The 23,071-nt window shown below is 53.2% G+C and carries 20 protein-coding genes; 10 read left to right on the top strand and 10 right to left on the bottom strand.

Annotated features, from left to right (window positions below; genetic code table 11):
* The first annotated feature begins 4 nt into the window (after nt 1-4).
* From KTE_RS32285 to KTE_RS32270, 4 genes are all read left to right on the top strand, one after another.
* Entirely contained in the window at nt 5-400 is a 396-nt protein-coding gene (locus tag KTE_RS32285; RefSeq protein WP_201388858.1) for a PrgI family protein, read from the top strand.
* 17 nt (nt 401-417) lie between these two features.
* Nucleotides 418-3,117 carry a VirB4 family type IV secretion system protein gene (locus KTE_RS32280; protein ID WP_201388856.1) on the top strand — a complete coding sequence of 900 codons (2,700 nt, stop codon included), beginning with the start codon at nt 418-420 and terminating at the stop codon, nt 3,115-3,117.
* A gap of 8 nt (nt 3,118-3,125) precedes the next feature.
* Nucleotides 3,126-4,403, top strand: a complete 1,278-nt coding sequence (locus KTE_RS32275; protein ID WP_201388853.1) for a hypothetical protein — start codon at nt 3,126-3,128, stop codon at nt 4,401-4,403.
* Nucleotides 4,404-4,565: 162 nt separating this feature from the next.
* Nucleotides 4,566-4,910, top strand: coding sequence for a response regulator transcription factor (locus KTE_RS32270; RefSeq protein WP_201388852.1), 345 nt, complete (start codon nt 4,566-4,568; stop codon nt 4,908-4,910).
* A gap of 114 nt (nt 4,911-5,024) precedes the next feature.
* Here KTE_RS32270 and KTE_RS32265 read toward each other — a convergent pair whose 3' ends face one another.
* Complete coding sequence (locus tag KTE_RS32265) at nt 5,025-5,690, bottom strand: class I SAM-dependent methyltransferase (RefSeq protein ID WP_201388850.1); 666 nt, start codon at nt 5,688-5,690, stop codon at nt 5,025-5,027.
* A gap of 321 nt (nt 5,691-6,011) precedes the next feature.
* Between KTE_RS32265 and KTE_RS32260 the strand changes: the two genes are divergently transcribed.
* A complete protein-coding gene (locus KTE_RS32260; protein WP_201388848.1) occupies nt 6,012-6,473 on the top strand; it encodes a DUF5946 family protein in 462 nt (153 codons plus the stop codon).
* Between the two features lie 47 nt (nt 6,474-6,520).
* On the opposite strand, the gene KTE_RS32255 is transcribed toward KTE_RS32260, so the two are convergent.
* Nucleotides 6,521-6,973 (bottom strand): DinB family protein, encoded by a 453-nt coding sequence (locus KTE_RS32255; protein ID WP_201388846.1) that lies wholly within the window; start codon nt 6,971-6,973, stop codon nt 6,521-6,523.
* Between the two features lie 251 nt (nt 6,974-7,224).
* Between KTE_RS32255 and KTE_RS32250 the strand changes: the two genes are divergently transcribed.
* Entirely contained in the window at nt 7,225-8,028 is an 804-nt protein-coding gene (locus tag KTE_RS32250; RefSeq protein WP_201388844.1) for a class I SAM-dependent methyltransferase, read from the top strand.
* Nucleotides 8,029-8,054: 26 nt separating this feature from the next.
* Here KTE_RS32250 and KTE_RS32245 read toward each other — a convergent pair whose 3' ends face one another.
* The 5 genes from KTE_RS32245 to KTE_RS32225 form a co-directional block, all read right to left on the bottom strand.
* Nucleotides 8,055-9,800 carry a beta-galactosidase gene (locus KTE_RS32245; RefSeq protein ID WP_374226832.1) on the bottom strand — a complete coding sequence of 582 codons (1,746 nt, stop codon included), beginning with the start codon at nt 9,798-9,800 and terminating at the stop codon, nt 8,055-8,057.
* A 43-nt stretch (nt 9,801-9,843) separates the two neighbouring features.
* On the bottom strand, nt 9,844-10,857 hold the full coding sequence (locus tag KTE_RS32240) for a hydroxyacid dehydrogenase (RefSeq protein WP_201388841.1): 1,014 nt from the start codon (nt 10,855-10,857) through the stop codon (nt 9,844-9,846).
* 29 nt (nt 10,858-10,886) lie between these two features.
* Nucleotides 10,887-11,777 carry a carbohydrate ABC transporter permease gene (locus KTE_RS32235; protein WP_201388839.1) on the bottom strand — a complete coding sequence of 297 codons (891 nt, stop codon included), beginning with the start codon at nt 11,775-11,777 and terminating at the stop codon, nt 10,887-10,889.
* A 5-nt stretch (nt 11,778-11,782) separates the two neighbouring features.
* Complete coding sequence (locus tag KTE_RS32230) at nt 11,783-12,745, bottom strand: carbohydrate ABC transporter permease (protein WP_201388837.1); 963 nt, start codon at nt 12,743-12,745, stop codon at nt 11,783-11,785.
* A 196-nt stretch (nt 12,746-12,941) separates the two neighbouring features.
* The gene (locus KTE_RS32225; protein ID WP_201388835.1) at nt 12,942-14,252 is read right to left on the bottom strand and encodes an ABC transporter substrate-binding protein; all 1,311 of its coding nucleotides are present in this window, start codon (nt 14,250-14,252) and stop codon (nt 12,942-12,944) included.
* Between the two features lie 395 nt (nt 14,253-14,647).
* Here KTE_RS32225 and KTE_RS32220 point away from each other — a divergent pair, with 395 nt between their 5' ends.
* The 3 genes from KTE_RS32220 to KTE_RS32210 all read left to right on the top strand — a co-directional run bounded on the left by KTE_RS32220 (nt 14,648) and on the right by KTE_RS32210 (nt 18,635).
* Nucleotides 14,648-15,709, top strand: a complete 1,062-nt coding sequence (locus KTE_RS32220) for a LacI family DNA-binding transcriptional regulator (protein WP_201388833.1) — start codon at nt 14,648-14,650, stop codon at nt 15,707-15,709.
* Nucleotides 15,710-16,104: 395 nt separating this feature from the next.
* Complete coding sequence (locus KTE_RS32215) at nt 16,105-17,640, top strand: erythromycin esterase family protein (RefSeq protein WP_201388831.1); 1,536 nt, start codon at nt 16,105-16,107, stop codon at nt 17,638-17,640.
* A 143-nt stretch (nt 17,641-17,783) separates the two neighbouring features.
* Nucleotides 17,784-18,635 carry an ADP-ribosylglycohydrolase family protein gene (locus KTE_RS32210; protein WP_201388829.1) on the top strand — a complete coding sequence of 284 codons (852 nt, stop codon included), beginning with the start codon at nt 17,784-17,786 and terminating at the stop codon, nt 18,633-18,635.
* Nucleotides 18,636-18,958: 323 nt separating this feature from the next.
* Here KTE_RS32210 and KTE_RS49910 read toward each other — a convergent pair whose 3' ends face one another.
* The 3 genes from KTE_RS49910 to KTE_RS32195 all read right to left on the bottom strand — a co-directional run bounded on the left by KTE_RS49910 (nt 18,959) and on the right by KTE_RS32195 (nt 21,704).
* Nucleotides 18,959-19,267 carry a DUF1294 domain-containing protein gene (locus KTE_RS49910; protein WP_374226831.1) on the bottom strand — a complete coding sequence of 103 codons (309 nt, stop codon included), beginning with the start codon at nt 19,265-19,267 and terminating at the stop codon, nt 18,959-18,961.
* Nucleotides 19,268-20,123: 856 nt separating this feature from the next.
* Nucleotides 20,124-20,864, bottom strand: coding sequence for an N-acyl homoserine lactonase family protein (locus KTE_RS32200; RefSeq protein ID WP_201388825.1), 741 nt, complete (start codon nt 20,862-20,864; stop codon nt 20,124-20,126).
* Nucleotides 20,865-21,041: 177 nt separating this feature from the next.
* A complete protein-coding gene (locus tag KTE_RS32195) occupies nt 21,042-21,704 on the bottom strand; it encodes a dienelactone hydrolase family protein (RefSeq protein ID WP_236600760.1) in 663 nt (220 codons plus the stop codon).
* A 284-nt stretch (nt 21,705-21,988) separates the two neighbouring features.
* Between KTE_RS32195 and KTE_RS32190 the strand changes: the two genes are divergently transcribed.
* Nucleotides 21,989-23,056 (top strand): dipeptidase, encoded by a 1,068-nt coding sequence (locus KTE_RS32190; protein ID WP_201388823.1) that lies wholly within the window; start codon nt 21,989-21,991, stop codon nt 23,054-23,056.
* The last annotated feature ends 15 nt before the right edge of the window (nt 23,057-23,071 follow it).

Raw genomic sequence — 23,071 nt, 5'->3', positions numbered from 1 at the left:
ACTGATGCAGAAAGAGGAGATACCAACATTTCTCAATGAGCAGCCAAAGGTGATATTTGGACGAACCGGGCGCGAGCTGCTCATCATCGTATGTGGCATCGTGGGTGGATACTCCCTCTGGGGGAGTATCTCTCCCCTGCTGCCTGGTGCCTGGTGGGGGGTGGCAAGCGTCATTATCGCTTGCATTCCAGCCCTGCTGGCGCTTGTGATCGCGATGGTCCCTATCGCGGAACGTCCGCTGGAGGAGTGGGCCATGTGCTGGCTCCTCTATATCGGTATGCCCAGGGTTTTTATCTATAAACCTCTAGAGGATGATGATACCAGGGAGAACCCCGCGTTGGCGGAGGCACAGAAAAAGACGAAGCAGCAAATAAACGAAGAAGAAGATCTTCTCGAATAGCGCAAGGAGTTCCTATTATGCTAACGGTCCCGCAGACACCTAGCCAGATGATAAGTGGAACCGGCAATGTGATCAAGACATTCGTGCGACTGCGTGAAGCTGCGGGCGATGTGGCGTGTTTAAGCTTCGGCAGGAAGGTCCGTGAGTACCGTTCCATTCTCAAGATCCAAACCGTCAATTTTTCGCTTATGTCTGAAGAAGATCAGGATGCACTGATTGAGGGCTTTAAAAGCTTTCTCAATGGGTTGTCATTTCCTATTCAGATCCTTATCAAAAATCTGCCACATCAACTCGACAATTATCTGCGAGGACTGGAAGACACCCAGGGCGACCTCGCGGACGTCATGCATGATCACGCCCACTTCGTGCGCCAGTTGGCATCTAAACGCGCTCTGGTGAAGCGCAACTTCTATATTATTATTCCCGCGGACGCCACCATAACCAGAAACCAGGCCGAAGCCCTGGTCAACGCCCAGACACAGCTCAAATTACGCTCAGAAGAACTCTTACGCCAGTTAGAGCGCCTGGGACTCTCTGGGCGTCGCTTGAACGATAAAGAGATTATCGAGCTCTACCAGCAGTGCCTTCTCTCAGAAGAGGCCCGCCAGTTCCCCATGAGCGATAACCTGGTGAACGGGGCAAATAACCTGATGGGCTCAGCGCGCGAACAGACGCCATTCAATCCAGGGACATATTCGCTTGAGGAGTTAAACGAAGAGGCCTCCAGGGAGGAAGAACAACGCGGCAAGAAGGGTAAAAAGGGAAAGAAGCGCGAGAAAAAGGCCAAACAGAAAACGCCTGATTTTGTAAGTATTCCTGAGCTTATCGCGCCCAGTAGCATCGAGGTCTTTCCCTGGTATGTGCGCATCGCGGGTGAGATGGGGCACGAGTTTGTGCGCACCCTGGCTTTTGTCAATTACCCGCGTAGTGTCTATCCCGGCTGGCTTGATGCTATCATCCAGGTCGATGAGCCACATGTCGATTTTAGCATTCATATCTCGCCCCTCTCGCCTCAGCAGGTCACGGCGCGCCTGGGCAAGAAGGCGACGGAGTTCCGTGGCTCGATTCTGGCCTCGCAGCGCCAGGGCAGATCCGCCGATCCCACAGACGCTATCGCGCTTAATGATATTGAGGCCCTGCGCGAAAAACTGGCACGCGGGGATGAGCGCATCTTTACCATGTCGCTTTTCGTACAGGTACGCGCGCGCACCCGTCGCGAATTGAGCGAGCGCAATAATCGCCTCATCTCGGCTATCCGCAGCCTTGATTTTAGAGCCCTGCCCGCCCACTGGCAGCATCACGCCGGACTCTTAAGCTGCCTCCCTGATGGCGATAATCAACTCGGGCGCGCGCGTCTCTTTGGCACAGGCTCTGCCGCGACTTTCTATCCCTTTACTGGTAGCGATATCAGCATGGACACAGGAGTCATGTTCGGCATTCACCCCAATGGAAGCCTGATCATTCTCAATCCCTTTAATAGCCAGGAGTTGGAGAACGCCAATATGGTGGTCTTCGCCAAGTCTGGCGCCGGCAAAAGCTTCTTCCTCAAGACAGTCGCATGCCGCCTGCTCCCAACGAGCAATGTCTATGTCATCGACCCTGAAGCCGAATATAACAATCTCTGCAACCAGGTCAAAGGGCAATATGTACGCCTCTCCTCCGAGTCGTTACAACTCAATCCTTTTGATCTGTATAGCGCTATCGAGCGCCCAGGCCAGACCGAACAGGAGGAGCAAGACGATGAGGCCAATTTCTTCCGCGAGAAGTTAATCAACCTGGTCAGTCTCCTTGAGCTACTGCTCTCCGATAGCGGTATGCTGACCCAGAAAGAGAAAGCCTTCCTCTATAGGTGCTTGACCAAAACCTATGAGAACCGGGGCATCACCATGGATAGCGCGACCCATCATCGGACTCCACCCAATATGCAGGAGTTCTTTGTAATCATGTCCAGCGCCTCACGTGGAGATCAGCGCTTCGGAGTGGGCGAGGATACCTTCGGCCTGAGCGAGCGTTTAGAGCGTTATTTGCACCTCTTCCCGGCTCGTACACGCATCATTCTGGATAATCGCTTTGTCGACTTCAATATTCGCGAGTTAAATGATACGCTGAAACCCATTGGCCTCTTTCTCATCACTGAGTTCCTCTGGACCAAGATGCGCCAGGCTCGCGAAGGAACGATGGATCGCAATACCATTATCTTGATCGACGAGGCCTGGCTACTCATGCAGTTCCCGCAAGGCGCGAAGTTCCTCGCGGAGTTTGCCAGGAGAATTCGTAAGTATGGTGGCGGCCTCTGGTGTACAACCCAGAACTCCGACGACTTCCTGGGCACGGAAGAGGGCAGGACGATTCTAGCCATGGCAACCATGAAGTTCTTGATGAAGCAGGATTCTTCAACCATAGAATCGGTGGTACGCACCTTCCGTTTGAGTCGAGGACAGCGCAATTTCCTGCTGGCGGCCAGGCGTGGCGAGGGACTTTTCGCCACCAAAAACTGGACACCTATGGAGGTTGTGGCCTCTCCCAAAGAGGCCGAAATGGCGAACACAACTCTGCAGGCAAGCACGGCTCATGCAGCCAACATCGAAGATAGCATTGAACAGCTAGAATACCTCGCGAATGGGCATGCCCCGCAGAAAAATGGGCGCAGGCCGCCAAATGGGCAGACAGTAGTGCAGGGATCGCTTACGCCTATTGACCAGAGTCGTAGGGACTGAGGAATCATATGCAGGCATCACAGAGCAGGTCAAAACCAACATACACGCCACGACAAAAACAACTTGTGTATCGCTGCCTCCCCATCGGGGTGACAGCGGTACTCATTCTCTGCCTGGAAGGCTGGCCCCCAACAGCCTGGGTACAGTTCACACGCGTCTGTGCGCAGTGGAGTAGCTTATGGTCCCACCCGCAGGCAACACTGCTGTTGCCTGCCTTCTGTCTATTCCTCCAATCAATTCTGCTCCTGGCGGCATGGATACTCTGGTTCAGGCTGGCTTGTGCTGAAATTATGGCTCTTGTTGCACTCTCTCAATCGAGCAAAGCTCAGCCCGGCCTGCCAGGGCAAGAACGGCCATATTTCAGGCCAATGAGTGAGGCACAGCAGCCAGTCGCGAATAGTCAGCAGTGGCCCGCCGCTCCGCTGTATTCGCCACCCCCTGTCACCTCAGCAGAGCAATATCAACAACAGGCGGCATCAGCGCAGGCTATGCAGTCTGGCACCTGGACACAGCAGGAGAGACAGCCTCTCCCGCCAACACCAATACCAACACATATAAACCAGGACTACCAAGACCACAGCCAGGAAATGGGGTCATTGCTTACGTCCAGTCCAACCCCGCGTCTGTCTCCCCAACACAATCTCAAGCTCGCCAATCCTTTTGAGGAAGAAGAGGAGACACAGGCCCCCTCATTCACGCCAGAAGCGAGGCCCGAACAGGCTTCCACTACTGGAGAGGCTGAAGCAGAAGAAGAAGCTCCGCTTCCGCCTCCTGGCACAAGTATAATTGAGAATCCCTTTGAAGAAGAGGAAGATACAGCTAAACATCAACGGATTGCCAGGTCCGCTCGCAGAAAGCGGGAGCCCCAGCCAGCCAACGAGCAAGAACAAATAGCAGTCTTACAAGACCTCGGATTTTTCCAATCCGAAGCAGGCACGGAGAAACCAGGCAGCGAAGACACAACAGAGCAAACAGCAGTGAAGCACGACCTGGCAGAAATCGAAGCCATCGCGCCAACACGGGCACAACCAAGCGCGGTCGCCAATCCCTTTGATGTGCAGAGCGATTTAATAGACCTCTTTCAAGAGAGTAGCGCAATAGAAGAACAGGGCGAAAACCCGGCCATAGAGGAGACATCCGACCCTGAGCAACTCTATGTGTTTGGGAATCCCTTTGAAGGACCACTCCCTGACGTCTTTCACCATGATAAGGATTTACAGCGCGTAGTACGCGAACTCCAATCGCCCGAAGAACAAAAGGGAGGCCAAAAGAAGAAAGAGAACTAATTAACCCATTACCATTGGGAAATGCCCAAAAATTGTGAAGTAGTTCAAAGCGCAAAGAGCAAGCAATCAGGTACTATAGTATCTGTGAACTTGCTCTTTTATTTTTTAGAGATTCTTGCACATACGCAAACCCATATCGATCAGGAAGGAAGCACTCTACATATGACAATCTCTAATCGCTACTTTAATTCAATGGAAACCTATAAGCAAAAAGGGGAACGAGTGAAAGATATGGCATGGGATCTAGAAAAGCGGGCGGTAACAATTGGCGATACCACGATTGTGCTGACATCGACTGAGTACCGTTTACTCTTCTCACTACGACATGGCAACCCGGTCACCTACGCCAACCTGGCTTCAATGGCCTATAACTGTAAAATGGATGCCAAGGTCCGTATGATGATGGACAAACACATAGATCGTATTCGAAGCAAGCTCAGAGGCACAGGCATTTATGTGTATTGCGTCAACACCTATGGCTATTTATTACTTCCAGAGGCCTTCTAAACCTCTTCTATCCCAATTCACAGAGTAAGGGTGTATGGGTGGAAAAATGGGCAATGCTCGTTTTCCCACCCATACACCCTTACTCTATGCGCCACAGGGACAAAGAATTGAGTGTCAGTGCTGCCTGCTTACAAGATAATGCAGGTATCCATCCCCTTCATCAGTGCTCAGCAGGGAGAAGCCAGCCCCGGTGAACCAGTTGCAGACCTGCTCATCGCTGGGGTAATAGTGGTAATAGCCTTCGTGCCCATGCTCGCCATAGACGAGTGGTAGCTGCAACTTCTTCCCCTCTTCAAAGGCATGACGCAGGTTCTCCTCACTCTCCAGTTCTACTGTGAAATAGAGAAAGCCATAGGGGTGGAGCGCCCGGGCGAAATTAGCCAGAATGCGTGGCCAATCCTCGGGGAAGACATTCTCCATCGCATCCAGGCAGATAATCCCATCAAACTCATCCACGAAATCCAGTTCCTGCATACCCACATGCCTTACTGCAACCTCTGGATGCTTCTCTTGCGCCTGCTGTAACATCCCCTGAGACTGGTCAACTCCCACAACGGTAAAGCCACGCTCCAGCAAAACTGGCCAGTATTTTCCCGTGCCACAGGCCGCGTCCAGCACGCTCCCACCCACCGGAGAGGCATCCAGCAACCGGTTAAGCATATGCAGGTGTGTCCCGTTGATATAGCCGCCCCAATTCTCATCATAGATAGGAGAAATAAGCGTGTCCATCCGCGTTTCGTTGCGCTGGCGGCACGCCTTAAGCCACTCCGCTCGCTCCATCAATACAAACTCCTCTACATTCGCATAAACAAATCTAACAGCCGAACAAATGCCTCTCCTCAAGAGTTGCAATTTCTGATTCCCACGAATATAGTATAAGCGTATTATCATCAGGTAACAAGCTTTTTATCATATTTTACTACTTTTTGTAGGGGCACATGCGCTACTTGCGTACGCGCCTACACAGGTAAAAAGAAGATAGAATAGGTAGGCATTCGTTGGGGGGACATTACCAGGCATGAATCGTGTAGGCGCGTACGCAAGTAGCGCTCTACCGCCAGGATTGGTTATACTGAGGAGGAAAAGGAGGAGGAACGCATAATGGAGATAACACAACGCTGTCCTGAATGTGGGGCGGAGGTACAGGAGGGACAGACGTGCCAGGAGAATTTCTACCAGATGTTGGGTTGGGAAAGCGAACAACCGGCAAACTGGGCGGTACACCACCTTACGGTGCTCTGCTATCACCTGCAACACCCGAGCCTCTATTCGCCAGAAGGGCTGCGCGCAGGCTTCACTCTGCTCACCGACTTTTTGGAGCGTGGCACGACCCCCACGGAGGTGCGCAAACAGAGAGGCGCGCAAGTCGACTCAGGCGCGCGCACCTGGAAGATCAAGGGAACACCCGAGTCACATGGCACCTACGATCCTCCAGTAGTATGGAGCATGACCACCAACCAGGTCATCGCCGCAGGCATCGACAACTACTGCGATAGCGTACGCGCCTGGGCCAGCTCAATGCTCATATCCCTCAAAACCTCTGGCTATATCCCACTCCAGTAGCCATATACGCCAGGGCGTAGTCCCAAGCCGCGTACACCAGTAGCGGGCTATTTGCGCCACGCCTGGATCTCGTGGGTATGTTCTTCAAAGTGACCGTAGGTGCAGACCTGTGTCCAGCCACGCACGAAAGTGTCCCATTGCTCTGGTTGTAAGCGATTAAGCAGGCCGAAGAGGCGATAGTGGGCGACTTCAAAGAGGGTTACGACCTCGGAGAGCGAGAGTGTGCGCAGCTCAGACTCCCAACTATCATTAAAGGCCAGGAATTCCTGACTGTAATTCTCTGTCGGCTCAATTCCCTTCAGATGATCCTGAATCACCTGGTAACAGACCTCTTCCCAGCGCCCAATATGGCCCATAATCTCTTTACACGACCAGGTACCAAAGGCGCTGGTATCCGTCAAGCGCTCCTCGCTCAAGCCATACAAGGCGGAAGTGAGCGCAACGCGCGCCTCGATGATATGTTCAAGTATCTCATGTGGGGCGCGTGTGTCTCTCGCCATGATCTCCTCCTGTCACAGTCGTCTCATTTAGAAGCGTCCGCATAAACGCTTGCAAATATCACAATAGCAGAGTTAGACAAGAAACACAAGCTGTTTGTACATAGCCCGAAATACCATGTGCTACTAAGACAGCGCATGACGTTTCGGTCAGGTTCTGAGCTGGTGTATCATGCATTGTTTTCCGGCATCCATCAGTATGTAGAATAGAGGTAGAGGCATGATGAGAAGTTAGTATGTGGAGGGCTTTACCTATGTCAGATATGGCGAATCAGGAGTATCTACTTAAAGATCAGTATCGCGATGCGACAAACTTCACGCTGCGCGTGGAAACCTTGCAGCAGATGGGCGTTATGCAGGGTTCATGGTATCGCTGGATCTTTGACCATATTCAGATCCCGGAGCAGAGTCGTGTGCTGGAACTGGGCTGTGGACCCGGCTTTCTCTGGCGCGAGAACCTGGATCGTGTACCCCAAACCTGGGAGGTGACGCTTTCGGACTTCTCGCCGGGTATGCTGGAGGCGGCCCGCCACAATCTGGAAAAAGGTGGTGAGCACTTCGCATACCAGGTCATCGACGCCCAGGCCATTCCTTATAAAGCAGGCCATTTCGATGCCGTGATCGCTAACGCCATGCTCTATCACGTTCCCAACCTGGCTAAAGCGCTCTCCGAGGTGCGGCGCGTGCTGAAGCCCAGCGGAAAATTCTACGCCACAACGATCGGTGATAGAGCCGTCGCCGAGTTGGGAGCGATTATGCAGCAGGTCGGCTATGGCGCCTGGCTAGGCGGCCCTTTTGGCTTTAGCATCGAGAACGGGGGCCAGCAACTTGAGCGCTGGTTCACGCACGTAAAGCTGGATCACATGGAGAAACAGCTACTGATCAATGAACGCGAGTTGCTCCTGGGCCTGGTTCGCTCCGGCATGAGCAAGCAGGAGCAACAGGACGCCGCAAAGCTACGCGCCGCCCAGGAAGCTGTAGAGCGCCTACTACAACAAGACCAGGAGCTCACCATTACCATGGACTTCGGCATCTTTATAGCCAGATACCCTATATGACACACTACAAGCTTCAGCTTCTCTCCTTAAGCCAAATGGGGCTGCTCGCGGAACTCGACTGTGCAGGTACCGGGCTCGTGAAGCTCAAAGATTACGAGTTCATTGGTTCCAGATTTTAGAAGGGAGCCAGGGACATAGAGGGTATGTTGCGGACCCCGCTGCCAGTAGCGCCCAAGATTGAAGCCATTGAGCCAGCACACGCCTTTCGACCAGCCGGGCAGTGCGAGGAAGGTGTCCTCCTGGCTGCTCACCTCAAAAGTAGCGCGATAGAACGCTGGACCTTTGAGCGCGCCTTGCGCCTGGAACGGTAGAGTACTTAGATCCTCAAGAGGCAGCGGATAGACATTCCAGTGATAGAGATATTGCTGTCCAAGCAGTACACCACCGGTAATGCCCTTGCGATCTAACAGATCAGGGCCATAATTGACGCGTCCCATGTTCTCTACCAGGATATCCAGGGTCAGACCTTTGGCGGGCACACTCAGCATCAGCGAGGGTGAGGGTACAGAACGCTCCAGGGTTCCCAACAAGGCGCCATTGGCAAAGACCAGCGCCCGGTCGTGCAGATCACGCAGGATCAGCGGCACCTCGGCTCGTGGACCCGAAATGGTTGTGCGATAGAGGATAAAGCCATAGTTCTGGTCAAAGAACTCCATTGGTTCTGGCGTGACTGCTTGCTGAGGCTCCGCCAGCATGGGCAGCCCTTCAAAGAACCCAACCGACTCATAAAGCTGGATGCTGCCAATAGCCTGTTTGGGCGTGAGCGTGGGTAGAGGCAGTTCCGGCAGTTCAACATACTTCCCCAACACTTCGCGGTAGGCAAAATATTTGGGCGTGGGATCACCAGCCTCATTCAGGGGCGCGTCATAGTCATAACTTGTCGTAGTGGGTTGGTACTGCTCTCCCATATAATTAGCGCCGTTCATAAAGCCGAAGTTCGTTCCACCGTGGAACATGTAGAAATTGACCGAGGCACCTGCCGCCAGCATCTCGTCCAGGGTGGCCGCAGCATCCTGAGCGTCACGCATGTGATGCTCAGTCCCCCAATGGTCAAACCAGCCGTTCCAGAACTCCATGCACATCAGTGGTCCTTCAGGCTGGTAGTCGCGCAGTTTGCTAAAGGCCTCATTCGCCTTAGAGCCAAAGTTGGCGGTTTTCAAAATATGGGGCAACGTCCCATACTGGAGCATCTCATCCGTTGGGCCATCAGAGGTGAAGAGCAGCACATCGATACCACGCGCACGTAGGCCATCTTCCAGGTAGCGCAGGTACTCACTATCATTCCCGTAACTGCCATACTCATTCTCGACCTGCATAGCCAGGATCGGACCACCACGCGTAACTTGCAAAGGAGCCAGTTCAGCAAGCAGCGCATCAAAGAAGCGATCCACTGCCTTGAGATAGGGGGGATAGCTACAACGCAGGCGCATCCCAGGATCTTTCAGCAGCCAGGCAGGTAGGCCGCCTAGTTCCCACTCGGCACAGATATAGGGTCCAGGGCGCACAATCACATGCAGCCCCTGCCTCGCGGCACAGCGGATATACTCCGCCAGGCCCAGGTTATCCTCAAAGTGAAACTCACCCGGACGTGGCTCATGCAGATTCCAGGCCACATAGGTCTCCACCGTGTTCAAGCCCATAGCCTTGAGCTTATACAGGCGATCATCCCAACTGGCACGTGGCACGCGAAAATAATGCATCGCCCCCGAGAGCACACGAAAAGGCTCTCCATCCAACAAAAAATGCTCTTCATTATGCGTAAATGTACCCACGATTTTTTATACGACCTTTCGCAAGTTTGACGAAATATTGATATTATGCCATAATCGCGAACTTCTCGGGGCGAATTTCGTAGAGCAGTGGCTCGCCCGCCAGGAAGCGTAATATCTCGTCAACCATCATCTCGCCCTGCTTCAGGAGCGTCTCGCAGGTCATGGCGGCTACATGCGGCGAGATCAATACGTTGGGCAGAGTGCGGAAAGGGTGCTCGTCGGGGAGCGGCTCCTGTACAAAGACGTCTAGAGCGGCGTTGATGCGGCCCGAGACCAGTTCGCATACCAGTGCGTCCTCGTCAACCAGTCCAGCCCGCGCCGTATTGACCAGGACACCGCCGTCACGCAATAACGCGAGGTGCCTGGATGTAATCATACCTCGTGTGGTGGGCAAGAGGGGCGCGTGCAAGGAGACAATGTCGGAGGAGGCAAAGAGGTCGTCCAGCTCACACAGCTCCACGCCCATTTCCCTTGCTTCTTCTGGCGTGAGATAGGGATCAAACATCAGCAGGCGGCAACCAAAGGGGTGCAGGAGTCCGATAACATCACGCCCAATACGGCTGGCACCTACCAGGCCCACGGTCTGGGTACTCAATAGATGACCCGGCGTATGCGAGAGCACATGCCACGGCTCGCCAGCGCGCAGTCGCCGCTCAAACTGGTCCAGGCGACGCAGGCTTTGTAGGATCTGTAAGACAGTGAACTCCGCGACCCCTTCGGCCAGGGCGGCAGCGGCATGCGTCACGCGCACGCCGCGCTCAAAGATGGTCTCAGGGACCAGGTGATGAACACTTCCCGCCGTGTGTGCTATGAGGCGCAGTGAGGGTGCTTGCTCCAAGGTCGCATCTGTCAGCGTGGGCGTCCCCCAGCCCGTTAGGCAGGCTACAGCTCCGTTGAGCAGTTCGGGCAGGCGCTCCTCAGAGAGGGCGACCTCTGTGTCTGGAATCAGGCGTGCGAACATGGAGAGTCTCTCCAGGCTCGCGGGTGAGAAGATGCGCTGCCGCCATTTCGGGTCTACCAGCATAGCGACAGCTGGACGTGTATCAACAGAAATCACGATCAGGTTCTCCATCTAGGAATATGTAGCTACCCAACGATGCTGCCAAGCGAGAGACCACTCCGCCAGTAGCGCTGGAGGAATACAAAGCTCAGCACGATTGGCAGGGCAGCAAGCAACGAGCCAGTAATCATCAGGTTTGTAAGCGAGTAGGTAGCGTCCGTGCCGACTTGATTCCAAAGGTACAAGCCTACAGACAAGGGATACAAATGTTCATTGCTCAGCATCATCAGTGGCAGGAAGAAGCTGTTCCAGACGCCTACAAAGTGGAACAGAAAGACGGTCGCCAGCGCTGGCGACATCAGGCGCAGGCCTACGGTAAAAAAGATGCGCAACTCGCCCGCGCCATCCATACGCGCCGCCTCTAATAGCTCCCTGGGAATCGAGGCGTCCGCATAGATATACGAGAACCAGATGCCAAAAGCGCTAAACAGCGATGGCAGCAGGACCGACCAGTAGGTATTTACCAGGTGCACGCTGCTCATAAGCAGGTAGAGCGGGAGCACCAGCACCGTGCCGGGCACCAGGACCGCGCAGACGATCACATTAAAGATCAGCTTCTTGCCGGGAAAGGTGAACTTGGCCAGGGCGTACCCGGCCAGGGCTGAGATCAGAATACTGAGGCTCGCGCTCCCAAAGGCATACAGAAAGGTATTGCCCATCCACTGGAGATAGATACCGTTATCGTAGGTCAGCAATTGTTGGAGATTGGCAACGAGATTGAAGTGCGCAAACCAGAAGGCGGATGATGTGTATAGATCTGAGTTATTCTTGGTCGAAGCCATCAGGAGCCAGACCAGCGGGAAGAGAAAGTAGAGAGTCGCCGCGCCCGCGATGACATACAGTGCAACGCGCGTGATCTGTAAACCCGAGCGCCGCTGCCGCGTGGTGGCCTGATTAGAGAGGGCATTTGAAGCCATAGTGCTTATACTCCTGCCTTCCGGCGGACGAGCCGCAAAACGCTGAACGAGAAGATACCAGTCACCAGAGCCAGAGCCACTGAAAGGGCCGCTGCATAGTAATAGTTTCCGCCACCCGTCGCTATCTGATACATATACATGTTCGGCGTAAAGTTCGACGTAATGCCATTCAAAACGGTCTGCAGGAGCAGTGGCTCCATCAGCAATTGCAGGGCACCAATAATGGCAAGCACACCAGTCAGCACCAGTGCCGGGAAGATCAGCGGTACCTTAATAAACCAAGCAGTCTGCCATTCAGAACAGCCATCCAGGCTCGATGCCTCGTACAAGCTAGTGGGAACGGCTTGCAGGCTAGAGAAAATAATCAGCACCTGGTAGCCAGTACCCGCCCAGACGGCAATATTCCCAATTAACAACAGCACCAGGTTCGGGTTCTGGAAATTGACCACACCCAGGTGCAGAGCCGCCAGGGCCTGTGGCACCGGGCTGAACTGGGGATTATAGAGGAAGGCCCAGAGCAGCGCGCCAACCACGCCCGGGATGATATGGGGCAGAAAAAACGCGATGCGGAAGAAGGCACGCAGGCGGATAACCGCACTATCCAGCAACAAGGCCAGGAGCAGGGCCAGGCCCAGCATAATCGGCACCTGCAGTACGCTATACAACAGCACACGCCCGAGTCCCTGGTAGACCACCGGGTCGCTCAAGACATGCTGATAATTGCTCAGGCCAGTAAAGACCTGCTTGGGAGCGCCCAGGCCCAGGCCATCACGCTGGAGCCGAAAGAGGCTCTGCCAGACGGCATAGCCCAGGGGGAGCACAAAAAACAAGAGAAAAAGCACGATGGCTGGTGAGAGAAAGAGATAGGGAATGAGAGAGCGCAGTCGCGATGCGCGCCGCACACGCTGCGGGCGGCGCAACGTCGCCGTCGCAGGCGCGACAACGACGTCAGTGACCTGGGCTTCCATAGCACAACTCCCTTCGTTCTAGGGGTAAAGATGATGGAAAGAAAGGGAAACAGATCAGGTAGTGCTTCTGAAGGACGCACCTACCCTCACCATCCTTTGAAAGGCCCTGCCCGACAGGAGGGCTAGGTAGTGCTTCTGAAGGGCGCACCTACCTAGCCCTCCTGCATGGGCGGGGAGCATCCAAGCAAATTAGTGACTACTTCTGGACGCTAAACCCTTGTTGCTGCAAAGAGCTTACCGTTTTTGTCTGCAAGCTATTCAGCAGGGAGGCAAGCGTCTCTTTGCCCGAGATGACGTCCTTGGTCATGTCTCCATAGTCAGAGTTCGTCTGGAGCATGGACGGTCCCCAAGTAAAGGAGGTATCAATATGTTCCGACGCGGTCTTGAAAACGTCTACGATATTCTGATTATAGTAGGTATTCAGCGAATGCAGCGGCTTGAGAGCAAGGCCCGCATTGGTTGAGGGGAAGATCTTCTGCGTGTTTACCTGCTCGGTCAGAGCCTGGCTATTCGTGCTGATCCATTTGACGAACTCAGCCGCCTGCTCAGGATACTTGGAACTGGTCGTCACGGCATTGGTCGAGCCACCCATATTGGCGGAAACCTGCTGACCCGCGACCCACTGGGGCAGAGGCGCCAGTCCCCACTTGCCGCTATTCTGGGGCGCACCACTCGCGATATACTTGGTATTCCAGGCAGGCGTCAAAACGGTCGCCAGCTTTCCATTGATCTGGTTCTGGGAGAAAACCGGGCTGGCATCCGAGTCGGTCGCCACTATATGGCTATCGATCAGCTTCTGCCAATAATTCGCAACCTTCAATGTACCAGCGTCATTAATAGAGACCTTCCAGGCATCGCTCGCGGGGCTGAACCAGCGCCCGCCAGCCTGCCAGGCCAGGGCCTCCATCCAGGCGGCGTTATTGCTTGGGAAGTTAGTGATATAGAGGCTAGGATCGGCGGCATGCAGGGTCGCGGCATCCTGCGCAAACTCATCCCAGGTCTTGGGAGCTGAGAGATGATATTTCTGGAAAATATCTGTGCGATAGGCCAGCGCCATGGGGCCGGTATCCATAGGCAGGGCATAGATGGCATTGCCACGCGTCACCTGGTTCCAGGTCCAGGGAACGAATTGATCCTTCAGGCTCCCCACGCCAAACTGGGAGATATCGACCAGGCCACCAGTCGCCTCTATTGTGGGCAGCATCTGGTACTCAACGCGTGTGATATCCGGTGCATTGCCAGCTTTGATAGCTGCCTCTAGCTTGGGATAGAGCTGAGCGGCGGGAATGACATTCATTGTCACGTGGATAAGTGGATGACTTTTATTGAAGGCATCGACCGTTGATTGCTGGAGATTGTTAAAGTTCCAGAAGGTCAAGTTGACTGGTTTGTCCGGGGTAGCCGACGAAGCTGAGGAGTCAGAGCCACCACAACCAGCCAGCATGAGACCAATTAAGAGCAACAATGCAAGGCCCACATGGGACAAGCGCAAACGGCGTAAGGACATCGAAATAACCCTCCTTTGGGTGGGATGTTCACGCAAATATTTTTGCAAGAGCCAATCTATGCTGTCAAGTATACGCAAATCATTGCGCATTTTTCAACGATTTTTTTGCAATATATTTGCGAAATTTTTACAGCATTTCCCATAAATTGCCTTTTAAGCCATAAAAAACCGCTTTGATCTTGAAGAATCGACCTAATAAACTGAGCGATTTCGAAAAATACTTGCAATTCAAGCAAACCCAATGTAGAATAAATTGCAAATAATCATTGCAATCGATATACAAAAAAGGATTAATGGTGTGGTGGAGGGATGGTTGCCTTCGGCAACCGTCCCTCCACCACACCATTAATCCTGGCGGGCGCCGCAGGCGCGAGAAGCAAAGACAAGGAGCGAAAATGAAAGTACGAACTTTCTCTCAAAGCCTGCCCCTCCAGCGCATCAACCAGCGCGATATCGCTGAGCGGGCTGGCGTTTCGATCAGTACGGTCTCCCGTGTACTCAACAATGTACCAGGCATTAGCCCTGAGTTGCGGCACCACGTCATGGGTATCGCCACGGAACTGGGATACTACGATTCCGCGTCCACGGCGAGGTTAGAACACATTGGTCTCTTCACAACCACCTTTAACCCGGGCTCAGACCTGGACACCTTCAACACCGATATCCTCCAGGGCGTGGAGGGAGAGTGCCGCCAACACGACATTCAGCTTAGCTACTCTATTCTTGAGGAGAACAAAACTGGTACGGCCTTCATGCTCAAGAAAATTCGCGAGCGCCAGGTAGAGGGCGCCCTGCTGATCAGCGTCAATGAGCGCGAAATTGTTGAGCAGTTGCTCAATCTCAACATCCCAACAGCCTTGATCAACGTGGATCAGAGCGACCTTCCGGTCGATACATTTCTACCAGACAACTTTGGCGGAGGTCTCCAGGCCACCCGGCACCTTATCGCTCAAGGACACCGCCATATTCTCCATATCACCAAACCCACCACAGTCAACCGGCGCACGCTTTACCGCCGCAATGAAGGCTATCGTTCGGCTTTGCAAGAGGCCGATATCCCTTTTGATCCCCGCCTTGTCATCGAATGTCCCCTCGGCGTTGAGCATGTGCAGAACACCTTGCGCGATCTCCTGACGAGCGGCGAGATCCTATTTACCGCTATTTTCTGCGCCAACGATGCCAGCGCGATTGGCGCCATGCGCGCTCTGCAAGAGGCAGGGTTGCGCGTTCCCGAAGATGTCTCGGTTATTGGCTTCGATGATATTCCCACCGCCTCCCTCCTGACTCCCTCCCTGACAACCATGCGGGTAGACTGTAAAGAGATGGGCCTGCTCGCCACTCGTCGGCTGATTGACCGCTACCATCGACCCGAAGCCACGCCTGCACGTGTCGAGATCGCCACCCAGTTGATCAGTCGTCAATCCGTTGGAGCCGCCCCCACAGCCGAGAGGAGCTAACATCGACCAATCCAGGTCGATTTGCGAATTTGCGAACGCGGCCAGTTGCATTTTCACAATTAACTGCCTGGGCAGCATATCTTTGCAAGCCAGGACGTGCCTGAGAGATTTCAATACCAGGCCCTCTCATTTGTGCGTATTTCTTGTAAAGCCGCTTCTATTAGTTTCATGCCTCAGGCAAAAATTTATAGATACAAGCCTTGTTTATACATTTACATTTCTTGCCCCTCTTATAGAAAATTTCACTAAGGGTATACTCCACTCCTTGGCAAACAAAATGTCTCTGTGTCATATAATTCGAGATAGCTATTTGCTTTTAATTTTATAACTATTAGCTATAAATATTGATGAAATTTAGTGGATAACAGTTGTATAAAGAAGCAAGGGGGCATAAAATGCAGAAGCGCTGGTGTACCTCAGGCTCATCAGTTCAGGGAGGCCTGGTATTTTTTTTACTCTGTCTCTATCTGTTGCTGGCAAACCCACAGCCTGTATATGCCGCGACAAGTGATGATCTAACAGGCTGGATTCAGCAGCACGCTGTCCCCTTTTCACGAGCGGAGCCGGGAGGGTCGGACGCCGATTTACAGCCCTTGCGGCAGATGATTGGGTCAGCTCAGGTTGTGGGTCTGGGGGAAGAGACACATGGTACACACGAGTTTTTCGCGATGAAGGCCCGCGTCATTGAATATCTAGTGACACATATGGGCTTTACGGCCTTCGCCATGGAGAACGATTGGGGAGCAAGCGAGGAGGTCGATGCCTACATTAATGGTGGATCACGCGATATCTGGAGTATCCTCCACAATGATCTCTTTATTACCTGGCGCACGCAGGAGGTAAAGGATCTGCTCAAATGGTTGCGTAGCTACAACGCCAATCCAGCACATGCTCATAAGGTTCACTTCTATGGTATTGATATTCAGGGCATCGAACGCCCAACGGTTGATGAGGTGCTCAACTATCTGCGCCAGGTTGATCCAACCCAGGTAGAAAAGGCCCACACAGTCTACCAGGAGTTTATCGCTGATAATCAGCTCTCTGGCGGTCGGCAACAATACGCAAATCTGGATGAGGCAGGCAAGCAACGCTATAAAGACGATGCGCAAGAAATCTATGACTTGCTCCTCAGCCACCGAGCAGAGTATGCACAGCGTTCCTCAGCACAGGCCTTTGCCCAGGCTTTACAAGATGCCCGTATCATCGTTCAATACGCAGTGATCGAGCCGAATCGCGCCTCGCCGCCTATTGGCGCGTCAGATTTCTGGTATATGCAACGCGATCCCTATATGGCCGAGAACGCCCATTGGCTTCAGCAGCACGGTGTAGGGCGTATGGTGCTCTGGGCACATGATTATCACACAGCGAATGATCACTGGCAATATACGCTGAATGACGCCGACATTGAAGGGACAATGGGGGCATACCTACGGCACTGGCTCGGCCCTACCTATCTCTCCATTGGCATGACCTTCTCCAGCGGGTCCTTTAACGATGGCTTCTTCACCTACCTGAACACCAATACAATTACGGCTTTTGATCCAACCAGCCTCAATGGCGTTCTGGGTAGTATAAATACGCCACGCTACATACTCGATCTGCGCCAGACTCCTACGAGCGGTCCCGTTTATGATTGGCTCACCACAGGGCAAACGCTGCGCCTCATTGGCACGGAAGAAGGGGTAGGAGAGGACCGAACATATCGCCCTGGCGAGGCGTTTGATATCCTTATCAATTTCCACGATGTTCATGCCTCACAGATGTTAAACACTCAGGCTTCGGTTGCCACCCATCAGCCCTCTACCATCACCAAAGGGAATAACTACTGGACATATATAATTCTGGGTGTTCTTCTGTTGATCATCTTGCCTGGCGGACTCATTCTTCTTCTAAGCAGACGCAGAAGGCCCGGCAAAGCAAAATCTGTATAAGCTCGCTCCTGCCGTTGACAGGCAAGAATGCACATGATATTGTTTCTTCAAGAAACCTGCTTGTGCGTGCTTACTTCACGGAATTACGCAGCTTCCCCCCTTATATAGAAAGCGCATAGAAAGCGCATAGAAAGCGACTTTAGATGTTACTCGAACTCGCCATCGGCGATGCCTATGGAGCTGGCTTTGAATATGCAGATATAGGGATGATCCGTCAACACAATAACCTGGCCCGCTATGTGCAACATCCCCGCCACAATATTCACCCCGGCGCCTATACCGACGATACCCAGATGACCCTGGCTATCGCCGAAGCAATGGTCTCAAACATCCTCTGGGAGCCACTCCCGCTGGCGCAGAAATTCGTCGAGGTCTTCAAGCGCGATCCACGCCCAGGGTATGCCACGGGCTTCTACCACTTCTTACAGCAAGTACGTGATGGCGAGCAGTTTCTTAAGGAGATCAAGCCGGTCAGCGATAAGAGTGGAGCCGCCATGCGTGCCGCGCCCCTTGGCATCTATCCGTCCATTGACCAGGTAATCGAGCGTTGCACTCTTCAGGCCACCCTCACGCATAACACACCCGGCGGCATTAACGCGGCAGTGGCGGCCTCGCTTATGACGCATTATTTCCTCTATGACCTCGGCCCCAAACAGAATCTCGGGGCCTTCCTGGAAAAACATGTACCCGGCCGCTGGTCCTCGCCCTGGCGAGGTTCTGTAAAGTCCCAAGGATGGATGAGCGTCCAGGCCGCCGTTACGGCCCTTACCCGTAGCGCATCTATGAGCACCCTACTGCGAACCTGCATTCAGTTCTCTGGCGATGTGGATACGGTGGCAACTATTGCCCTGGCCGCTGGCTCCTGTAGCCACGAGATCGCCCAGGACCTTCCACCTCACCTGCTGGACACTCTAGAGAATGGCCCCTACGGCAGAGACTACCTACGCCAATTGGACGCCAGGTTGCTGGCCCTGCTTGAAACGTATAAGTCATGATACGTGCAAAAATCGCCCAAACGCTAATTTGGTAGAGACCAGCTTTAGCGCGTCCGAAGGCGATTGATCGCCTGTAGGCGCAGCCCGAACCGTTCCCTTGCGTCATGTCACGTTAAAGGGAAGTTCTTCACCGAGATTTCTAAATCAGTACGGCAGCAGTTGTAGGGACAGGCTGTTTGAGAGAGAGAAAAGAAGCGTGAAGAAGGATCACGCCAGAGGGCGCGTGGGAGTCCCGGCTGCTGCCTGTCCCACATTTTGCAAAAATATCAATAAGAATATCTAAAAAAGTAACTATCTGGATCTCTTTGATAAACGAATGAAAACTAAGCCTGTCCACGGAAAGATAACAGAATATAGAGAAGCAAAACACATATTTGCACGATGAGTATAAGCCGCAGCCTTGTGATGAAGGGGCGCTTGATCGTCTTATGCCTAAAATAATTTCGTGCAACATAGGCGGCAGGGGTGCCACCAGCAAATGCGAGTAACAATAAGACGTTCTCTGGAACTCTTCGTCCTCTATTTCTGGATGAATGCTTATCTAGGCCATAGACGACAAAAGTCAGGATGTTAAGTACAATAAAGTAACTAATAATTAATTTCAAGTTTGCCCTCGTCTCTTTTTGCAACATACAAGCAAAATCAGCTTTATTTGTATACCAATATCATATAACATATTGTGAGCTTGAGGAGGTCGGGAAATCCTGCCTCTAGTGGTTACTGGTGCTCGCAGATAAGAAAATATCCCCCTAGAGTAGTAAGCTTGGCAATCTTTTGCAGAAGCAGCAAAGGAAATGCAGATGGTGCGGCCTCGTCTTTCGTAATGATGATCACATTGATATCTAGTTGCTTTTGCCAAACGTGCGGTGGTTGCCTAGCTTTTGGCAATTAGCCAAACAGTATCTTCTAAAAATAGTTGCAAAAAGAGTATAAGATTTGCTAAACGCTACCAGTTCTGGTAATGCTTTGCCTTCCTCTTTCTCGTGCTCGCCTTCCCGCTTACGCTGCCGGACGCGGAGTCAAGACGACTTCATACCTCATATGCTCCAGGCGTTGGAGAAGTTGGTACTCCACTTTGCTTTGATCTGTTGGCCGGAAGAAAGCCTCCCCCTTTTTCCTGATACTCCTCTCCCGTTTTCATCATCTGATAGTAGATCACCAGAATGTTATGACCAATCGCTAACGCGGCCCGTTTACTCCCTCGGCGTTTTTTAGCCGACGACAGCACTCTCCCAAGTACGTTCTGGATCAGCGTACTCCATGCGCAGCTTGAACTAACGTCGCCCTGACATAACGATTCCTATGTTTGCTCCGTCCGCTAAGCCATTTGCCAGCACTTTCGTCGCGTAGCACCCCACCACCCGCCACTCACCACTCACCATTCTTTTTTTCCCTCATCTTCTTTCTGAAAAGCTCTTCATTATTTTAATAAGTTGACAATACCTTACACATAGCGCCTGCTTTAAATTCCTTAACAGCACCAATTGCCTAGTCATAATACGCAGGTGATTTCTTGAGTGTGCGCCATTGTTCGCCGTCGTGGCCGAAGATGGTGAGCGTGACATGCTCGCGCTCGACGATATCCAGCAGTTTGCGCGTGCTGGCGCGAAGCTGCTCCTGATCTTCATCAGTGGGCCAGGCTGTGCGCTCAGGTGTGAGGAGACGTTGCATGACCACGGCGTCTACGGCCAGCAGCACGAGACCCGTCTGAGGCAGGCGCAGCAAAACCGATTGATGCCCGGTCGTGTGTCCGCTGGTCTCTATGAGCGTGATCCCCGGTAGCAGCTCTGTATCCCCGTCCAGCAGGCGATAGCGCAGGGCGGGATGATCCCAGTGAGAGCGAGCCTGGGCGAAGCGCGGATGCCCGCTCCGTGCCAGTTCGTAGTGAGTGCGCTGCACGATAAACTCGGCCTGGGGAAAGGCATCGTGATAGCCCGCGTGATCTACGTCGAAATGAGTGGCAATGACAATTGAGATATCCTCTGGACGCAGGCCAAGCGCGTCCAGGTGCTCCAACACGTTCTTTGCATCCTCGGCTGGCGGCATCCCTGGCGACAAGGGCACATCGGCGGGCATACCGCTATCAATCAGGATATGGCGCCCGTCGCTTAGCTCCACGAGGTAGCAACCTGAGACCATGGAGAGCGTTCGCCCTGCCCCGACAGGTACTGTCGAGGTCGATAGCTGGAAGAGATATAGTCGGCTTGGTGTCACACTACCTGTTGTCATACTGTCAGTACTCCTTCTTACCTGGTACATGCAATAATCTTTGCGCACTGGCAGGCGCTCGCCTACCCTCTGGTTGAGTATACCCGAGCGCCATCAACATAAACTGTAAGCGGCATTACTGACAAAGGACGCGAAGTGTGCTACTGTATAGTCAAAGCACACGCTTCCCCACTAACCCTATCCCTGCAAATGCTGATTTAAAAAGCTAATGGTACGCTCCCAGGCCAACTGGGCCGCCTGCGCGTCATACTCGGGGCGATCCTCCTCAAAGAACCAGTGACGCGTTCCTGGGTAGAGGTGGAACTTCACCTCCTTACCTCTCGCCCGCAGGCTCTCTTCGAAGAACTGCATATATTCGGCGGACTCATACTCATCGTGTTCAGCAAAGTGACCGAGAAAGGCCGCGTTAGCCGTAACCTTCTCCGCATCTGAAAGCCCATAAAAGGTCACGATCGCCGTGGCCGGGTCTTCCAACAAGAGCCCCCAGGCACTACCCAGGGAGAAGCCGATGGCACCAATGTTCTCCCCACGCGTCTTCTCTTGCGCCTGGAGATAGCTAATGGCTCCCATAATATTCTGATATGTCTTGCCCTCATCCAGTGAGTCGCGCAGTTGCTCAGCTTCAGCAATAGTCTTTGCCACACGGCCATCTTGATAGAGATCAGGTGCGAAGGCCACAAAGCCAGCCTGTGCCAAACGCTCACAGACTCCCTTAAAGATATCATTGAGTCCCCACCAGGCATGCAACACAAGCACACCTGGGCCAGCCCCCTGCTTGGGCACCGCCAAATAACCCGGCACTTGGCGATCATCCACCTTGAAAGTAACCATCCCTGTCATAAATACAATCTCCTTATTTACCAACTGCTTATAAAGTGTCAACCAGAGCATAACCACTATTACTTTACCAGATAAAGCGGAGAAGATTGTTCCTCATTAGTTGTAGAGTCCATGCTGAGTAAGCTTATGACACATAAGTTGCCACTTTATGGCACAGAAATCGCTATAACACAAAATGATCCGCGAGGACATGCCAGCACATCCTCCTTTTCGCCAACGCTTGTCTATTACCGCCCGCCATGCATATAATTCAAAGAACATATTCATGAAAAGAGATATTTTACATGACGACAAACACTCTACCTATCTTAGACGGGCACAATGATACCTTGCTGCATCTCTACTCGCCGGAACGGGGAAGTGGGCGGAGTTTTTTTGAGCAGAGTGAGTTGGGGCATATCGATCTGCCACGAGCGCGGCAAGGAAACTTTGCGGGCGGCTTCTTCGCCATCTTTTGTCCCGCACCAGGGAAGACGCAGACGATGAAAGAGCGCATGATCGTGACGGAAACAGGATATGAGGTGCGTCCCTTCCCGGCGATTGAGCATGCCTACGCTCAACGAATGACTGGCGAGGTCATAGAACTCCTCTACCACCTGGAGGCGGAGTCTGCGGGACAGATTAAAGTTGTGCGCACGGTTGATGAGCTACAGGACTGCATGCAGAAAGGCATCCTGGCCATTATTCTACACTTTGAGGGGGCTGAGGCCATCGCGCCTGATCTCGATAATTTAGAGAGCTTCTACCAGAAGGGTCTGCGCTCACTTGGCCTCGTCTGGAGCCGCCCCAATGACTTCGCGCATGGCGTCCCCTTTGGTTTTCCTCGTTCGCCTGATACGGGTCCAGGACTGACAGCGGCTGGACGTGAGCTTGTACACGCCTGCAATCGCCTGGGTATCCTGGTGGACCTCGCACATCTCAACGAGCAGGGCTTCTGGGATGTGGCGCAGATCTCTGACGCCCCGCTGGTCGTGACGCACACTGCTGTTCATGCCCTCTGTCCCTCCACGCGCAACCTCACTGATCGCCAGCTAGACGCCGTCAAGGCATCAGACGGCATCGTCGGCCTCAATTTTGGTGTTTCCGACATGCGAACAGACACCAATTCCGATCCCAACCTGCCGCTGACGGTCATGGTGCGCCATATCGATTATCTCGTCGAGCATCTTGGCATCGACCGCGTCGGCTTCGGCTCAGACTTTGATGGCACCACGGTTTCGCGAGAAATTGGAGATGTACGTGGACTCCCTAAACTCGTCAGCGCCTTACGCGAACATGGCTATGATGAAGCCGCCCTGCGCAAACTAACCCATGAGAACTGGCTTCGCGTCCTACGCCTGACCTGGTCATAGGCACTATGCCAGTAG

Source organism: Ktedonobacter sp. SOSP1-85 (assembly GCF_016587415.1).
GTDB lineage: Bacteria > Chloroflexota > Ktedonobacteria > Ktedonobacterales > Ktedonobacteraceae > Ktedonobacter.
Note: the sequence above shows the minus strand (reverse complement) of the source record. Positions and strands in the feature narration are given on the sequence as shown.

What these genes read in the sequence shown, in the direction of transcription:
- KTE_RS49910 (WP_374226831.1), bottom strand. Translation starts at nt 19,267, where the DNA reads ATGTTGCAAAAAGAGACGAGGGCAAACTTGAAATTAATTATTAGTTAC.
- KTE_RS32225 (WP_201388835.1), bottom strand. Translation starts at nt 14,252, where the DNA reads ATGTCCTTACGCCGTTTGCGCTTGTCCCATGTGGGCCTTGCATTGTTG.
- KTE_RS32215 (WP_201388831.1), top strand. Translation starts at nt 16,105, where the DNA reads ATGCAGAAGCGCTGGTGTACCTCAGGCTCATCAGTTCAGGGAGGCCTG.
- KTE_RS32250 (WP_201388844.1), top strand. Translation starts at nt 7,225, where the DNA reads ATGTCAGATATGGCGAATCAGGAGTATCTACTTAAAGATCAGTATCGC.
- KTE_RS32270 (WP_201388852.1), top strand. Translation starts at nt 4,566, where the DNA reads ATGACAATCTCTAATCGCTACTTTAATTCAATGGAAACCTATAAGCAA.
- KTE_RS32200 (WP_201388825.1), bottom strand. Translation starts at nt 20,864, where the DNA reads ATGACAACAGGTAGTGTGACACCAAGCCGACTATATCTCTTCCAGCTA.
- KTE_RS32235 (WP_201388839.1), bottom strand. Translation starts at nt 11,777, where the DNA reads ATGGCTTCAAATGCCCTCTCTAATCAGGCCACCACGCGGCAGCGGCGC.
- KTE_RS32265 (WP_201388850.1), bottom strand. Translation starts at nt 5,690, where the DNA reads ATGGAGCGAGCGGAGTGGCTTAAGGCGTGCCGCCAGCGCAACGAAACG.
- KTE_RS32230 (WP_201388837.1), bottom strand. Translation starts at nt 12,745, where the DNA reads ATGGAAGCCCAGGTCACTGACGTCGTTGTCGCGCCTGCGACGGCGACG.
- KTE_RS32210 (WP_201388829.1), top strand. Translation starts at nt 17,784, where the DNA reads ATGTTACTCGAACTCGCCATCGGCGATGCCTATGGAGCTGGCTTTGAA.
- KTE_RS32285 (WP_201388858.1), top strand. Translation starts at nt 5, where the DNA reads ATGCAGAAAGAGGAGATACCAACATTTCTCAATGAGCAGCCAAAGGTG.
- KTE_RS32275 (WP_201388853.1), top strand. Translation starts at nt 3,126, where the DNA reads ATGCAGGCATCACAGAGCAGGTCAAAACCAACATACACGCCACGACAA.
- KTE_RS32255 (WP_201388846.1), bottom strand. Translation starts at nt 6,973, where the DNA reads ATGGCGAGAGACACACGCGCCCCACATGAGATACTTGAACATATCATC.
- KTE_RS32220 (WP_201388833.1), top strand. Translation starts at nt 14,648, where the DNA reads ATGAAAGTACGAACTTTCTCTCAAAGCCTGCCCCTCCAGCGCATCAAC.
- KTE_RS32260 (WP_201388848.1), top strand. Translation starts at nt 6,012, where the DNA reads ATGGAGATAACACAACGCTGTCCTGAATGTGGGGCGGAGGTACAGGAG.
- KTE_RS32195 (WP_236600760.1), bottom strand. Translation starts at nt 21,704, where the DNA reads ATGACAGGGATGGTTACTTTCAAGGTGGATGATCGCCAAGTGCCGGGT.
- KTE_RS32190 (WP_201388823.1), top strand. Translation starts at nt 21,989, where the DNA reads ATGACGACAAACACTCTACCTATCTTAGACGGGCACAATGATACCTTG.
- KTE_RS32280 (WP_201388856.1), top strand. Translation starts at nt 418, where the DNA reads ATGCTAACGGTCCCGCAGACACCTAGCCAGATGATAAGTGGAACCGGC.